The organism is Pseudoduganella sp. SL102, assembly GCF_027856995.1.
Taxonomy (GTDB): domain Bacteria; phylum Pseudomonadota; class Gammaproteobacteria; order Burkholderiales; family Burkholderiaceae_D; genus Rugamonas; species Rugamonas albidiflava.
On sequence record NZ_CP115554.1, the window covers coordinates 3,406,128 to 3,420,715 of the forward strand.

Genomic DNA, 14,588 nt, shown 5'->3' on the forward strand with positions numbered 1-14,588 from the left:
CTGGCCTTTCAATAGAACGTGTCGGGCCGCAGCGTGACCTTCACGTGGTGGTGGTGGTTCACCTGCGGGAAGTAGCTGTCGTTGTCCCAGTTGCCGGCGCCCAGGTCGAACGGGATGCCGGCGACCGTCACGCGGCCCGTGGTCAACAGCCGGGCGCCCCAGTCGGCGCCGGCAATGCCCGCCGAGTCCGGCCCACCCAGGATGTAGCCCACCGCGGCGACCTTCGCCCGCGACAGGCGGTCGATGCCGGCGCGGCTGGCCACGATCCACGCCTTCACTTCCGCCGCCGCGGCCTTGCCGGTGGCGACTTCCGTGGCGTTCGCGCTGCGCTGCAGGGGCAGTTCGCGCAGGCGCGCGACCAGCTGGCGGTAGTTCGATGCGCCGCTTTCGGCATCCGCGCGGGCGAACTGGTGGAAATGGTACATGTGGAACTCCATGCCGTCGGCGTAGCCGGCGTGGCCCAGGTCCTGTCCGTGTTCGCCGGAGAAATCGTCCACCCGGGTCAGCAGGCCTTCGTTCAGCTCCAGCCAGCGCAGCGTGCGGTCGGCCGCCCAGTCGTCGCCGCCCGGTTCGCGCATGCCGTAGCGGGGCAGGTGGGCGGGGGCGCGCCACAGGGGCCACCTGGCCGTTTCGATGCGCTCGGCTGTCAGCGCGGTGCCGTCTTCGGCCGTGGCCGCCACGGTGACCCGGTACTGCGTCGGCCGCGGGTTACGGTACGCGTGCAGGTCCTGGTCCGGTTCGGCACGGTAGGTGAGGACGCTGTCGATCAGGTCGCCATGGAGCAGGGGGCCATGCATCAGGGCACCATCCACGCGCACGCCGGCGCCGGGCGCCTGGTCCAGCACCGTGACGGGATCCCAGCCGTCACCCCAGTCGAGCTGGACCTTCACATTGCCGAGCACCGCACCGGCCGGCTTGCCGGTGACGATGCGCATCGGCCGCTGGAACAGGTTGGCCGTGCCGGTATCCGGCAGGCTGACCTGCCGGTTCGCGGCCGGGCCGGCGGCGGACACGTCGGCGAGCGCCAGCGCCTCGATCGTCAGCGCCGCGCCGCTGCGCAGCGATGCCGCGATGCGCATGGGCTGGTACCAGCGATTGTCCTGCACGCCATAAGCCTGCAGCGTCAGTTCGATGTCGCCGTCGCGCGCCAGGTCGGCCACGTCGAGCTGGCGCTCGATCCAGCCGGTCGTGGTGCTGGAATTGGTGCTGATGAATTCGTGCCACTGCGCGCCGACCTGGCGGTGCAGGTCGAACAGCGGCTTGCCCGCCGGGCCGGCCAGCACGCGCACGCCCCATCCGTTGGCGGCAAGGCCGCCAAACTCCCTGACCATCGGCATGTAGCCCAGCGTTACCCTGGCGGTTCCCTGCCGGACCAGCAGCGCCGCGGTCTGCGACGCGCCATCGCCATCGGCGGCTTCGACATCGAGCTCCACCGCGGATGCGGCCGGGTCCGCGGCGACATGTTCCGGCGCCTGGCCCAGGTCGAACGCGCTGGTCAGCTTCAGGGTCACGGGCTGGGACTCCGATTCGGGGGCTGCGGCGGCGGCCAGGTAGTGCCGGCCATTGCGCTGCGCCTCGGCCGAGACTTCGAACTGGCCGAAGGAAGCGGCCGGGAAGGTGAAGCTGCCGTCGGCATTCGTCACCGTGGTAAGGATCGCGCTGTAGGTGCCGAGCAGGGACAGGCGGCCGACGACGGTGATGCCGGCCAGGTCGAGTCCCGGATCGGACGGGGGCGCGACCAGCTTGCCCGTCCTGGCGGCCAGCGCGGTGCGCAAGGCAAGCCGCGCCCGGTAGGCGTTGCCGGCCGCGTCGAAGCCGGTCACGATGATGGCCGTGGAAAGCCGCCCGATGGCGAAGCGAAGCGTGCGCAGGTCGGTACAGCGGATCGTGCCATCCGGGTTGAGCGCGAAATACTCGCTGAGCGGAAAAGCGCGGCCGCCGCCCGGAACGTGCACAGCGTCGACGCTTGCCAGTTGCGTGAGGCGGACCGTGCTCCCGTTCTGGGCAATGAAACGGCCGGTCAGCTTTGCAGCGCCGGCCGGGAGGATCGATTGCACCGTCTCGTCGAAGCGGAAGGCCGCCTCGGCGTAGACTTCGCCTTCCTCGGCCAGTATCACGTCGGCGCTGTTGGCGCTGCCAGCGACCAGGCCGAGATGGGCGATGCCGGTACTGGTCGGCGCCTGGCGCGCGGCGACCGCCTGCTGGCCCAGCGGCACCAGCACGGTGGCCTGGCTGTCCGCGTCGGTCACGGCGCGGACCACGCCATCGACGACGATGCCCACGCCCGCACCGGCGGCGACGCCGCGCGGATTGGCCGAGTCCCCGGAGAAGCGCCAGGCGGTGACGGTCAGGGGCACGCTGTTTTCAGGCGTCAGCAGCGTGCCCGAGGCCGTCACCTGGTAGGTGAAGGGCAGGCGGCGCGGGTTCGTGAAACGGACGGGCACGGCAATGGCGGCACCGGGCGCCAGGATGCCTTGCGGCAGTGCCACGTCGATGTCGACTTCCAGCGTGCGGTGCACCCTGGCCGGATGGGTGACGGCGACCCCGGGGGCGGAGAGCTTGCCGACCGTGAGCGTGAACGGGGCGGCGATCGGATGGGGCGAGGCATTGGTGATCGTGACAAGGCTGTCCGACACGGTGGCGGTGGCGTTCGGCACCGGGACGCTGGCGTCGATGGCGACATGCGGGGCCAGGTCGTGCGCATGGGCCGCGCCCAGCAGGCCGGCCAGGGCGAAGGCGCCCAGCAGGCGGGCAGCCGAACGGCGGGCGCCGGCGATTAGTTCGAGCATGTGATTCTCCGGAAGGAATTGGCGAGAGGTTCATAAGATTGCCGTACGGCATCAGTGCTTTAAGGAAACTCAACAGCGGGCCGGACGCAGCGCAAGCGTGCCGGGCGTGGCTGGCTTCCGCTAGAATGTTCAACAGGCATCGCAGACCACCAGGGGACCGCCGTGAACCACACCGCAACGTCGCAAGTCACGCCCGCCGCGCCGGAATACACACTGAAAATGCGCACCCTCGACGAGCACCTGTGCACCGACCAGAGCTTTGCCTCGGCGCTGGCGCGCCTGCTCGGTGCGCTGGCGGTGGGCGAGGATGGCGCGATGACGCTGGCGCAGTTCGCCGCGGTGGGCGATCTGTCCGTCGAAGGCAAGGCGTCGGCCGTGTTCACCGCACTGGTGCTGAACGCGATCGAGTCGGGCGTGACGGTCGACTGGGCCGCCAATGCGCTGTCGCGCAGCAGCGGTTCGGTGGAGCCGTCGGCGCGGGAAGCGGCGTTCGCGATGATGAAACCGCTGCTGGCGCTGCAGGGCCGGCGTGCCCGCCCGCTGGCCGTGAAGGCGGCGCGCGCGCTCGGCATCCGCCTGGTGCCGGACCATTACTACGGCTTGCCGCCGGAAGAAGAGCGCCGGCTGCTGAACAACCTGGGCACGCAGGCGCGCAAGCTGGTCAGGGGCAGGGGACTGGTCGACGCGGTGGCCGATTTCGGCCGCAGCACGGGCCATGTCGAGCTGCTCGACCATGCGCGCGGCTTCAACGGCGGCATGATGACCCAGGAACAGTTGCGCGACGTGGTGCAGGGCGCCGTCGACACGATCGCGCAGGGCATCGCCACCTACCAGGAAAAGGCGGCGCTGCCGCTGCAGGGCGACGCGGAAGCCAGCGCCCTGTCGTCCACCGCGGACCAGCTGCGCCAGCAGGTGCTGCAGCGGCTGGCGCTGGTGGATGCGCGCATCGCCTACGAACGCCGCATGCTGTGGCAGGACATCGACGACGCCGTTCACGATGCCGGCAACGCGATCGAGGTAGCGATCGCCGAGCGGCTCGACAGCGAGCCATGGAAGGATGAACAGGTGTGGTCCGGCATTGCGCGCGACCAGTTCGCCCGCGAGATGGAACACCGGCTCGACCGCGTGGCGCGCCGCAAGCAGGAAGCGCTGGACCTGCTGCATCACGATTTGAAACTGTTCCAGGCGGACATGCGGATCACCCAGGCCGATGCGTTCAAGCGCCAGCACCACGCCGCGCTGGCCCGGCTCATGCCGCGGCTGCGCATCGGCACGCGGCTCGTCAACAGCGTCGACACGGCGGCCAACCTCACACTGATGGGCAGCGCCGTGGCGGCCGCCGGCACCAGCACCGCCGCCTACCTGTTCGGCGTGGCCGTGGTGGTGCCGGTGGTGGCGCCGGTGGTGCCGTTCGTCGGCGGCGCCGTGCTGCTGGCGTCCGCGTTCAAGTGGGCCACCGATACGAACAAGCGCAAGCGCGAGGAAATCCGCGACAAGCGCCGCGTGTTCGAGGAAGAATTGCGGCGCCGCCTGAAGGAAGCCGAACAGGGCTTCGTGGCGCAGCTGGACCGCATCGGCGGCGCCTTCTACGAATCGGCCAGCGCCCTGCTGACACCGCTGATGCTGGAAGCCGAGGCGGCCGCCCGCATCGCCGGCGTGCGCAAGCGCATCGCCGACAAGGTGATCGCGCAGGCGCAGGGCGCCATCGGGCAGTTGCAGGCCGCGCTGGCGGCCGCAGCGCCGCTGGGATAACGCCATCCCTCGTCTCGTGGCGGGGCAGCCCGCGCTCTCCAACGGTTAAGTTCGCCTGCGCACCAACGCGCGATTGGCATCCCGCATACAATGGCAAGCGATGTCTTCCATTTACATTGCGAGGAGAGCCGTTTGCAGAGCAAATACGTGATCGTCGGAGGCGGAGCGGGCGGCCTGGAACTGGCCTGCAAGCTGGGCCGCAAGCTGGGGCCGGGCAAGGTGACGCTGGTGGACAGCCGGCTGTACCACATCTGGAAACCGTCGCTGCACGAGGTGGCGGCCGGCACGCTGGACATCCACGCCGAAGGCCTGTCGTACCAGATGCTGGCGCATGACAACGGCTTTACCTACGTGTACGGCGCGCTGGAAGCCCTCGATGCCCAGGCGTGCACCATCACGGTTTCGCCGATCGAGACGCCGGCCGGGGAAACCGTGCTGCCGGCACGCACCATCGGGTATGCCTCGCTGGTGCTCGCGGTGGGCAGCACATCGAACTACTTCGGCGTGCCGGGCGCCGCCGAACATACCATTTCATTGAACGGTACCGAGGATGCGGAACGCTTCCGCCTCACGCTGCTGAAACTGCTGGCCAAGGCGGCCACGGAAAAGGCCGGGCAGGGCGTCGACATCGTCATCATCGGCGGCGGCGCCACCGGCGTGGAGCTGGCGGCCGAACTGCGCGAGGCCAGCGGCGTGTATGCCGCGTACGGCTTCGGCGACCTGAAGCCGCTGCGCGACGTGCGCATCACCATCATCGAAGGCGCGCCGCGCATCCTGGCGCCGCTGCCGGAGCGCGTGTCCGCCGCCGCCGCGGGCCTGCTGGCCGAGCGGGGCGTGCGCGTGCTGACCGATACGCGCGTGACACTGATCGACGCGGACCAGGTCACCGTGCAGAAGGGCGACGTCTATCCTTCCGACATCGTGGTATGGGCGGCGGGCATCAAGGCGCCGGACCTGCTGAAGAACCTGGGCTTGCCGACCGTAAAGGGCGGCCAGCTCGATGTAACCGGCGAACTGGTGGTGAAGGGTTTTCCCGACATCTACGCGCTGGGCGATTGCGCGCTGTGCATCGGTGCCGATGGCAAGCCCGTGCCGCCGCGCGCCCAGGCCGCGCACCAGCAGGCCGATTACCTGCTCGATGCGCTGCTGCGGCGCGAGCGCGGCCAGCCGCCGCTGGGCAAGCCCTACGCGTACCGCGATTACGGCTCGCTGGTGTCGTTCGGCCAGCAGACCTCCGTCGGCAGCCTGATGGGTTCGCTGCAGGGCAGGAACTGGTTCGTCGAGGGCTTCTTCGCGCGGATGATGTATGCCAGCCTGCACCTGATGCACCACCAGGCGATCATGGGCACGCTGCGCACCGGCGTGCTGGCGCTGGCGCGCTTCCTGATCAAGCGCAGCACGCCGATGGTCAAGCTGCATTGAGGCCGGGGCATGGCGCGGCGCTGCCCGCCGCGCCCGTGCCCATGCTCTACAATCGGCCCGTCAGCCATTACGCCACGAGTTTCCCTTGATCGAGCCGGTCGCCGCATCAGACACCGCATCAGACGCCGCAAACAGTGCCGCAAACAGTGCCGCAACCTCCGCCGCACACCCCGCCGCGGCGCCGGCCAGGCGCAAGACGCCCCAGGCCGGCGACCTGCTGGCCGCGGCCTGCCGCATCGTCGCCGCCGAGGGACTGGCCGGGCTCACGTTGCGGCCCCTGGCGAAAGCGCTGGGGGTGTCGGTCACGGTGCTGACCAATCACTACGGCGGGCGCGCCGACATCCTGGCGGCCATCTGCCGGGCGGCGGCCGAACGCGATGCGGCGCTGCTCGACGGCTGGCGCACCACGCTGGCCGCGCTGGGCGCCTTGCCGCCGGGCGTCGCCGCCAGCCTGGCCGAGGCGATCCTGGACGACCTGTCGGCCAGCGGGCGCGCGTTGTCGGTGCTGTACCTGGAATGCCTGCACGCGTGCACCTGGGACGCTGCGCTGCGCCCGGGGTTCGCCGGGTGGGCCGGCCTGCGGCGCGCGTTCTGGGATGATTTCGCCGGCCGGGCGGGGCTGCCGGCGACGCTGCTGGCATGCGGCTGGTGGAATGGCTATGCGATCGCGGAGCTGGCCTACGGCATGGCGCTCGATGGCGATGCCGCCTACCGGTTGTTGCGCCGGCTGGGCGTGCAGCGCCTGTTTGCCGGCGCGGTGGCGGGGCCGGATGCCGCCGATGGCATCCTGTTCGGCATGCTGCGCGAACGGCTGTGCCGCGACGACATCGGCCACGACCTCGGCGGCGATCCGGGCAAGCTGGACGAGGCAGGCGGGCCCGCCTGGGCGGCCCAGGCCGCACGCGCCTGCGGCGTGCAACTGGCGGAGCGGGGCGTCGATGGCTTGACGCACCGGGCCGTCGCCGCCGCAATCGGCATCGCGCATACCACCCTCAGCTACCGGTTTCCCACCCAGCGCGACCTGGTCATCGCGGGGCTGGCGTACATCGCCCGGCATATCCGCGCCGCGGTGGAAGCCGACAGCCTGGCGGAATTGCAGCGGCGGCGCACCGCGGCGGACGGCCCCCGGCTCGACCTGGCGCGCGCCAGCTTCGCCGTGGCCCTTGCCGCCGCCCGCCTGCCGGAGCTGGCGCGCCATACCGGCACCATGCGCGGCCGGCGCGGCGCCAACCTGGCGACCGTGTTCGCCAGGTACCTGCCGGAAGCGCGCGGCATCGATCCGCTGTGCGCCCAGGTGATTTCGCTGGGCCTGACAGGGCTGACGAACACCCTGCCGCCCGGCACCGGGGCCGACGAAGCCGTTGCCGCGGCCTATCGCGCCGCCGGCGAATGGCTGCGCGGCAGGGGCTGACACCGTCGGGCGGGCGGGAAGCCTATTCCCGGAACGCCCACAAATCGACCGGCGCCGACTTGCCGGGCGCGACCAGGCGGAAGGCGGCCGGCGCATGGTCCGTGTCGGCCACCAGGTAACCGTCCGACTGCGCCGGCAAGTCGCCGCAGCCCGCCGTGGCGAGCGTCAGCTTCAACGCGTTCGGCAGCACCGAAGGCGCGACCTTGCCGGTCAGCCTGCAGGCGGTGCCGCCCGCCACGAGATCGCCGCCGGCGGTCACGCTGAACAGCGCCACCGTCCGGTCGGCGAGGCGCACGGCATAGCTGCCGGCGAACGGCGCGACGGCCAGCGCGGCCGCCGGGATGGCGCTGCTGTTCAGCAGATCCACCGTGGTGCCCGCGGCGCTGCCCGGTGCGCCCTGCCAGCCGCCGTTGCCGTCGCGCCGGTACATGGCGCTGGCCTGGCCGGCGCTGTCGTCGAGCACGAGCAGGCGGCTGCCGTCCGCGCTGCGGTAGTACGTGCCGCTGGATGGATTGGCCGCGTCGCCGGTGGCCACGGCATAGGCGCCCGGCGCCAGTTCGGTCACCCTGAGCGCGGGCGGGGCGGGTTCGCCGGGCTGGTCATCGCTGCTCCCGCATGCGCTGAGCAACAGTAGCGGGAGCAGTGGCAGCAGCAGTGTCGAGCGCGCGGCGGGCAGCAGGCGGGCGGCGCCGGTCCGGCCGATGGAGGCGTGGGGGATGGCATGGATCATGGCGCGGCTCACTGGGCAAACAGGTCGCGCAGGCGCAGGCGCAGCCACTGCTGGGCGGCGGGACGCTGCTCGTAGCCCACCTGCATCGCGGTCACGGCCACCTTGCTCTTGTACACCAGTGCTTCATCTTCGGCCTGTTCGGCGGTCGGCGCACCCGGCGCGGCGCCGGACAGCCCCCACGGTGCCCCCGTGTTGAATTTCAGGCGGTAGGTATCGTAGCTGCCCTGCCGCGCGAATGCCCAGCCCGTGCCGGCGGATGGCGCGTCCGGGAAATTGACATTCAGCGCGATGCCGGCGGGCAGCAGCGGGGCACTGCCGGCCTTGGCCTGCAACGCGGCGATCAGCTTGCCGGTCAGCTGGGCGACGGTGCGCGACACCGGGTTGGCCAGGCCGGCGTTATCGGCGGTATTGGCGCCCGCGCTGAGGGCGATCGCCGGGATGCCCCGGCCGGCGGCGAACTGCGTATTGCCGATCGTGCCGGAATTGATCACCAGCTTGCCGACGTTCTGGCCCTCGTTCGGGCCGGACAGCACCAGGTCCGGCGCCTTGCCCCAGCGTGCCGGCGCCAGTACATCGAGGCCGTACATCAGCGCCATGACGGGCGTGCCGTGCACGTAGTGGTAGTCGCCGCCCGTGAAGCCGGCCTTGGTGAACGTGCCCACCGCCGGCGCGCCCAGCGGTGCGGCGCCGTTGTGGCAGCCGCCTTCCGCATCGACCTGCGTCCTGTCGTTGTCGGCCACGATGGTGGTCGTGCTGTACATGACGATGGCGGAACTGCGGCCGCTCTGGCCGGTGCACGGCACCGAAACGATCACGGAGTGCCCGGCCGCGCGGAGTTCTTCATACAGCGCCTTCACGTTGCTGGTCAGTCCATCGTCGTTGGCGAGCACGATATTGATGGCCAGGGCGGGGCTGGCGCACAGGGCCAGGGCGGCGCCGATTGTCACACGGTTCATAACTTCCTTTCCAGGATTGGCTGATGTCTTGAGCCGCGATGTTAGCCAGCGTTTATGACCCGGTAATGACACATGTACGAGTCCTGCTCGGTTTATCTGCCGATATATCGGTACAAGAGGGAGATGGTCGATCCAATAAATACACTTGTACGAATCCGTGCGGTTCGCCGGGAGGCGCGGCGAGGCATTGCGCGGCCGGCCACTGGCGCGCGCCGGCCGCCGGGCAGGCAGCCAGGAAAGGGGATGTCGTACAGGGATGTCGTACAGGGGATGTCGTACAGGGGATGTCGTACAGGGGATGTCGTGCAGGAAGGCGCGCCGCGGGCGCGGCGCGGGAAAGGTCAGGCCGCCGGTGGTTTGGGCAACACGACGGACAGCACGGCGCCGCCGTCCGGGTGGGTCGACAGGGTCAGCGCGCCACCCAGCAGGCGGGCCCGTTCGCGCAGCAGGCGCAGGCCGTACTGGCCGGTGCCGGCCGGCGTGTTGGGCGCCAGGCCGCGGCCGCCACCCTTGCCATTGTCCCGTACCGTCAGCATGATCTCGTCCTCGTTGTCGTCGAGCACGACGTCGACCTCGGTGGCGCCGGAATGCGCGGTCACGTTCGACAAGCCCTGTTCCAGCACGCGCAGCAGCACCACGCCGTATTCGCGCGGGCACACCGGCTCTTCCTCGGGCAGGCTGCAGCGGGCCGTCAGCGCATATTGCTGGGCGAACTGGCTGACCAGTTCCGAGAAAGCGACCTTCATGCCGAGGAATTCCAGCTTGTCGTTCCACAGCTTGTGCTGCATCTGCCGGTTGTTCTCGATGATCGTGTGCAGCAGGTTCTTCATCTGCGCCGCGCGGTCGCGCAGCGGCTGGTCCGGCGGCAGCTTGGCCGTCAGCAGGCCCAGGTGCATCGTCAGCGCCGTCAGCGAGGAACCCAGGCTGTCGTGCAACTGCCGCGCCAGCGCGCGGCGGTCGTTGTCCCAGCTGTTGACCACGTGGCCCAGCAGGTCGGAGAGTTCGGTGGCGCGCTCGCCGGCGTCGTTCAGTTCATCAGGCATGATTGATCTTGGTATGGGGGCCGATATGACAGGGCGGATGATACCTGAGGTTTTTCTAATGTGTCGCACCGGCATTATCGTGTGTTGTCGCACAGTCAGCGTCGGCAGCCGGGCGCACACTGCCTGCACGTTGTCAAACCATTACAAGGAGCAGCCATGAGTGCCACAGCCAAGCCGCGTGATGCCGTCGCCCTGTTGAAACAGGATCATGACGAAGTGAAAGCGATGTTCAAGCAGTATGAAGAGCTGGGCGACCGCGCGTTCGCCAGCAAGCAGAAGCTGGCCGAGAAAATCTGCCTGGAACTGACGAAGCACGCGATCGCCGAGGAAGAGATCTTCTACCCGGCCATGCGCGCCGGGGCAGAGGATGCCGACGACATGATCGACGAGGCAACCGTCGAGCACGCTTCGGCGAAGGACCTGATCGCGCAGATCCACGCGATGGACCCGCACGACGACCTGTACGACGCCAAGGTGAAGGTGCTGGGCGAGTACATCGAGCACCACGTCAAGGAAGAAGAGCAGGAAATGTTCAAGGCCGCCAAGGAAGCGGCCAATGGCAAGCAGCTGGACCTCGTTGCGCTGGGCGAACAGATCCAGGCGCGCAAGGACGAGATCGAGGAAATTCCCGCCATGCCCGTGCCGGGCAAGGTGGTGTATTCCAACCAGCCGGCGGCCTGACCCCGCGGCCCCGGGCCCGCCCCGGGGCGCCGGCCGCTACGACCGCAGCGCGGCCGGGGCGGCCGGGGCTGCTTGTTCGGCAGCGGCGGCCTCGCCGCTGGTCAGGCTGGCGATGGCCTTCATCAGGCTGTCGATGTCGACCGGTTTCACGAGGTGCATGTCGAAGCCGGCGTCCAGCACGCGGCGCTGGTCTTCCGCCAGCCCGTAGCCGGTCAGCGCGATGAGCCGGATGTGCCGCATGTCCGGATCGGCGCGCAGGCGGCGTGCCACCTCGTAGCCGTCGATGCCCGGCAAGCCGATATCGACCAGCGCCACGCCGGGGCGATAGTCGCGCGCCACGTCGAGGCCCTGCAAGCCGTCGGCCGCATGGCGTACCTCGTAGCCATAGCAGGAAAGCATCATCGCCATCATCTCGCGGCCGTCGTCGTTATCTTCGATCAACAGCACGGTGGGCTTGGCCTGTTCGTTTGTTTCCATGATTTGCAAGGTTGGTTCAGTGATTCGTTCGGTGCGCGGGAGGCGGATCAGGAAGGTGCTGCCCTCGCCGGGGCCGGCGCTGTCGGCTTCCACGCCGCCGCCATGGAGTTCGACCAGGCGGCGCACCAGTGCCAGGCCGATGCCGAGCCCGCCCTGGGCCCGGTCCAGTGTGCTCGTGCCCTGCACGAACACGTCGAACACGTGCGGCAGCAGCTCGGCATTGATGCCCACCCCGGTGTCGTGCACCGTGAGCACGACGTCTTCCTCATCCACTTCCAGCAGCACGTCGATGGCGCCGCCGGGCGGGGTGTACTTCAATGCGTTGTCGAGCAAATTCGAGAAGATCTGTTCCAGCCGTGTCACGTCGCCGTCGACCCAGCCGCTCTCCAGTTCCACGTGCACCTCGTAGTCGGCCGTGCGGCCCGTGGTGCGGTAGGTTTCCAGGCAGTTGCGGACCAGCGCGGCCACGTCGACCGGCGCCCGGTTCAGCAGGATCTTGCCGGACATCGCGCGCGACAGGTCGAGCAGGTCGTCGACGATGCGGCCCAGGTGCTGGCTCTGGCGCTGGATGATCTTCTTGGCGCGGACCGCCGCGTCGCCCGTCACCGCCGGCAGCCCGAGCAGCGAGGCGGCGCTGCTGATCGCCGACAGGGGATTGCGCAGCTCGTGGCCCAGCATGGCCAGGAACTCGTCCTTGGCGTGGTTCTGCCGCTCGGCCACCTTGCGCTCCTCGATTTCCTGCAGGAGCCGCCGGTTGCTGCTGATGAGATCGGTGGTGCGCTGGTTCAGCTGGCGCGCCTGCCGCTTCAATTCCTCGTTCTTCATGGCCAGCGCCACGAAGACGGAAATCTTGGCGTGCAGGATCTGCGGGATCACGGGGGTGAACAGGAAGTCGGCCGCGCCTTTCTGGTAGGCCTTCAGGCGATCGAGTTCGTCGGCCACGAAGGCGGTGATGAAGATGATCGGGATATTGGCCGAGCGGGCGCGCTGGTGGATCGCCTCGGCCGTCTCGAAACCATCCATGCCGGGCATGTTCACGTCGAGCAGGATGACGGCGAAATCATGCATCAGCACTTGCCGCAACGCTTCTTCGCCGCTGCGCGCGGCAATGACTTCGTACGATTCCTGGTCGGCCCATTGTGCCAGCAAGCTTGTCAGTGCAAACAGGCTGTTGGCGTCGTCATTCACGACGAGGATCTTTGGTTTGTCTACTTTGGCCACGGCACGGTTCGGTGAAATGCACTCGGTGAAATGCACTGGTTGGATGCACTGATGAAATTGATTCTGTTAGACAAACATTTGGTCGATCATAACAACAGCCCCTCGCGCTGTCAAAAGTCCTGCAGGCAACAGGACGGACGACGAATTGTTCGATTGCGCACATACATGGCCGGGATGGCATGCAATAGTGAAAGCATTGAACGAGCAATCAAAAAACGAAAGGATACGATCATGAATATCGATACCGTCGTCGGTAAAGATTATCTGGGCAAATGCTTCCGCGAACTGGCCGATGCGCCAATCAGCGCACTGAACGGTGTCGGTGACGAGGGCGCCCAGGCCCTGCAGCAAGCCTTCGGTGTGACCACCGTGCGCGAGCTGGCCAACCTGAATTTCATCAAGTGGGCGTCGGCCATCGCCACCCTGGCGGCCGAGGAGCAGATGCTGCCGCAGGAAAAAGCCAAGGAAGAACTGCTCGACGACGCTGTCGAAATGACGTTCCCCGCCAGCGATCCGATCTCGGTCGATGCCGGCATCACCCGCATCGAGGTCTCGCCGGACAAGGTCGATGCGCATTCCGATCACCAGCACGCCAACAAGGTCGAGGAATGCACGGCCACCGGCCGGGAAAAGGAAATCGCCCAGTAAATTCCGCTCGGCCCGCCAATTGCGGGCCGCTATCCCGGCTTGTTTCGCCATGCCCGGACGCCAGCCGCCTGTCTCCGTTCTCGGAAGCAGGCGGCTATTTGCGCTTGGCTGTTTTCGTTTGGAGGGCTTGCGGCCGGGTCGGAATACTGCCGTGTACTGCCGAAACGGCTTGATGCCAGAGGCGTTTACCGCCGATCAGCCGCGCCGTCCGGGCGGCTTAGACCGTCGTCGCCACGACCTTGTGCTGGTGCGGCGGCGCGGCGGCGGCGGCCAGCGCCGTGCTGCCCGGCGCCGAGCATACGCGGTTCTTGCCGGAACGCTTGGCATCGTACAGGGCATTGTCGGCCGCGTGGATCAGGTCGCCCACCGATTCCGCATCGTCCGGGAACAGCGCGATGCCGATCGACGTGGACAGCCGCAGCGTGACGCCGTTCACCTGGTAGGGCTCGGACACGACGTCGATCAGTTTCGATGCCGGCTCGCGCGCGTCGTTCAGGCCGCTCACGTCGCCCAGCACGATGACGAATTCGTCGCCGCCCACCCGTGCCACGGTGTCTTCCTTGCGCGAGGAGCCGACCAGCCGCTGGGCGACCAGTTTCAGGATCTCGTCGCCGTAGGCGTGGCCGTGGGTATCGTTGATGGGCTTGAAACCGTCCAGGTCCAGGTACATCACGGCAGCCTTGCGCTGGTGGCGCAGGGCGTGCTGGACGGTCGTTTCGATACGGTCTTCCAGCAGGCGGCGGTTCGGCAGGCCCGTCAGCGGGTCGTGCAGTGCCAGTTCCTGCTGGCGCTTGCTGTACTGCGCCAGTTCCTTGTAGAGCAGGCGCACTTCCAGCATGTTGTGGATGCGCTTGTGCACTTCGAGCAGGTCGAACGGCTTGCTGATGAAGTCGCGCGCACCCGCTTCCAGCGCGGCGATCTTGAAGCTCGGCTGTGCCGTCAGGGCCAGCACGGGCAGGTAGCCTTCCTGTTCGATTTCCTTCAGGCCCTTCATGACCTGGAAGCCGTTCAGCCCCGGCATCTGCAGGTCCAGCAGGATCAGATCGTAGTTGTGTTGCCGGTGCAGGGCGCACACCTGGTCGGGCAACATGGTGGCCGTGACGTTGGCGTAGCCGGCTTCGCGGAGGATCTCGAGCATGAGATCGACGTTATCCGCGCAGTCATCTACGACCAGTATCTTGGCATTCAGGATCTCATCCGGGCTGGGCATAATTGTCTCGCAATACTGGGCTCCGGCAATTTTTCGGCCGGCGCAGAAAACTCAGTGTAGCGCCGAAGAATTTGCTGCGGCGCACGTAAAGGAAAATTCTTATCCTGAGGAAGAATTTTCACCCTTCGCAGTGTAGCAAACCCCCGACATGTTTCTTGTAGGAATTTGCCGCGTCATGCGGTAGGACACATTTTCTGGATTATAAATTACTTAATACATATCGAGTATTTTCTTGAGCAAACGTGTGG

General features: G+C 67.9%; 11 protein-coding genes. 5 read left to right on the forward strand and 6 right to left on the reverse strand.

All coding sequences use genetic code 11. From position 1 onward, the window contains the following. Window positions 1–8 precede the first annotated feature (8 nt). Complete coding sequence (locus tag OU994_RS14470; protein WP_281611328.1) at window positions 9–2,789, reverse strand: hypothetical protein; 2,781 nt, start codon at window positions 2,787–2,789, stop codon at window positions 9–11. Window positions 2,790–2,951: 162 nt separating this feature from the next. Here OU994_RS14470 and OU994_RS14475 point away from each other — a divergent pair, with 162 nt between their 5' ends. The 3 genes from OU994_RS14475 (at window position 2,952) to OU994_RS14485 (ending at window position 7,374) form a co-directional block, all read left to right on the forward strand. Beyond that, window positions 2,952–4,541 carry a hypothetical protein gene (locus OU994_RS14475; protein ID WP_281611329.1) on the forward strand — a complete coding sequence of 530 codons (1,590 nt, stop codon included), beginning with the start codon at window positions 2,952–2,954 and terminating at the stop codon, window positions 4,539–4,541. A gap of 132 nt (window positions 4,542–4,673) precedes the next feature. Continuing rightward, entirely contained in the window at window positions 4,674–5,963 is a 1,290-nt protein-coding gene (locus OU994_RS14480; protein ID WP_281611330.1) for an NAD(P)/FAD-dependent oxidoreductase, read from the forward strand. An 85-nt stretch (window positions 5,964–6,048) separates the two neighbouring features. Continuing rightward, the gene (locus tag OU994_RS14485; protein ID WP_281611331.1) at window positions 6,049–7,374 is read left to right on the forward strand and encodes a TetR/AcrR family transcriptional regulator; all 1,326 of its coding nucleotides are present in this window, start codon (window positions 6,049–6,051) and stop codon (window positions 7,372–7,374) included. A gap of 22 nt (window positions 7,375–7,396) precedes the next feature. On the opposite strand, the gene OU994_RS14490 is transcribed toward OU994_RS14485, so the two are convergent. The 3 genes from OU994_RS14490 to OU994_RS14500 all read right to left on the reverse strand — a co-directional run bounded on the left by OU994_RS14490 (window position 7,397) and on the right by OU994_RS14500 (window position 10,103). Beyond that, entirely contained in the window at window positions 7,397–8,104 is a 708-nt protein-coding gene (locus OU994_RS14490; RefSeq protein ID WP_281611332.1) for a hypothetical protein, read from the reverse strand. An 8-nt stretch (window positions 8,105–8,112) separates the two neighbouring features. After that, the gene (locus tag OU994_RS14495) at window positions 8,113–9,060 is read right to left on the reverse strand and encodes a 5'/3'-nucleotidase SurE (RefSeq protein ID WP_281611333.1); all 948 of its coding nucleotides are present in this window, start codon (window positions 9,058–9,060) and stop codon (window positions 8,113–8,115) included. A gap of 341 nt (window positions 9,061–9,401) precedes the next feature. Then, the gene (locus OU994_RS14500; protein ID WP_281611334.1) at window positions 9,402–10,103 is read right to left on the reverse strand and encodes a sensor histidine kinase; all 702 of its coding nucleotides are present in this window, start codon (window positions 10,101–10,103) and stop codon (window positions 9,402–9,404) included. 156 nt (window positions 10,104–10,259) lie between these two features. Between OU994_RS14500 and OU994_RS14505 the strand changes: the two genes are divergently transcribed. Continuing rightward, window positions 10,260–10,784: a hemerythrin domain-containing protein gene (locus OU994_RS14505; protein WP_281611335.1), complete on the forward strand. Its 525-nt coding sequence runs from the start codon at window positions 10,260–10,262 to the stop codon at window positions 10,782–10,784. A gap of 36 nt (window positions 10,785–10,820) precedes the next feature. On the opposite strand, the gene OU994_RS14510 is transcribed toward OU994_RS14505, so the two are convergent. Further along, window positions 10,821–12,482 carry a response regulator gene (locus tag OU994_RS14510; protein ID WP_281611336.1) on the reverse strand — a complete coding sequence of 554 codons (1,662 nt, stop codon included), beginning with the start codon at window positions 12,480–12,482 and terminating at the stop codon, window positions 10,821–10,823. Window positions 12,483–12,713: 231 nt separating this feature from the next. Here OU994_RS14510 and OU994_RS14515 point away from each other — a divergent pair, with 231 nt between their 5' ends. Continuing rightward, window positions 12,714–13,130 (forward strand): hypothetical protein, encoded by a 417-nt coding sequence (locus OU994_RS14515; RefSeq protein WP_281611337.1) that lies wholly within the window; start codon window positions 12,714–12,716, stop codon window positions 13,128–13,130. Between the two features lie 217 nt (window positions 13,131–13,347). Here the strand turns inward: OU994_RS14515 and OU994_RS14520 are convergent, their stop codons facing one another. Next, window positions 13,348–14,340 carry a diguanylate cyclase domain-containing protein gene (locus tag OU994_RS14520; RefSeq protein ID WP_281611338.1) on the reverse strand — a complete coding sequence of 331 codons (993 nt, stop codon included), beginning with the start codon at window positions 14,338–14,340 and terminating at the stop codon, window positions 13,348–13,350. Between the last annotated feature and the right edge of the window lie 248 nt (window positions 14,341–14,588).

Coding starts and splice junctions, on each gene's coding strand:
- OU994_RS14470 (WP_281611328.1), bottom strand. CDS start 2,789: ATGCTCGAACTAATCGCCGGCGCCCGCCGTTCGGCTGCCCGCCTGCTG.
- OU994_RS14490 (WP_281611332.1), bottom strand. CDS start 8,104: ATGATCCATGCCATCCCCCACGCCTCCATCGGCCGGACCGGCGCCGCC.
- OU994_RS14495 (WP_281611333.1), bottom strand. CDS start 9,060: ATGAACCGTGTGACAATCGGCGCCGCCCTGGCCCTGTGCGCCAGCCCC.
- OU994_RS14500 (WP_281611334.1), bottom strand. CDS start 10,103: ATGCCTGATGAACTGAACGACGCCGGCGAGCGCGCCACCGAACTCTCC.
- OU994_RS14505 (WP_281611335.1), top strand. CDS start 10,260: ATGAGTGCCACAGCCAAGCCGCGTGATGCCGTCGCCCTGTTGAAACAG.
- OU994_RS14515 (WP_281611337.1), top strand. CDS start 12,714: ATGAATATCGATACCGTCGTCGGTAAAGATTATCTGGGCAAATGCTTC.
- OU994_RS14520 (WP_281611338.1), bottom strand. CDS start 14,340: ATGCCCAGCCCGGATGAGATCCTGAATGCCAAGATACTGGTCGTAGAT.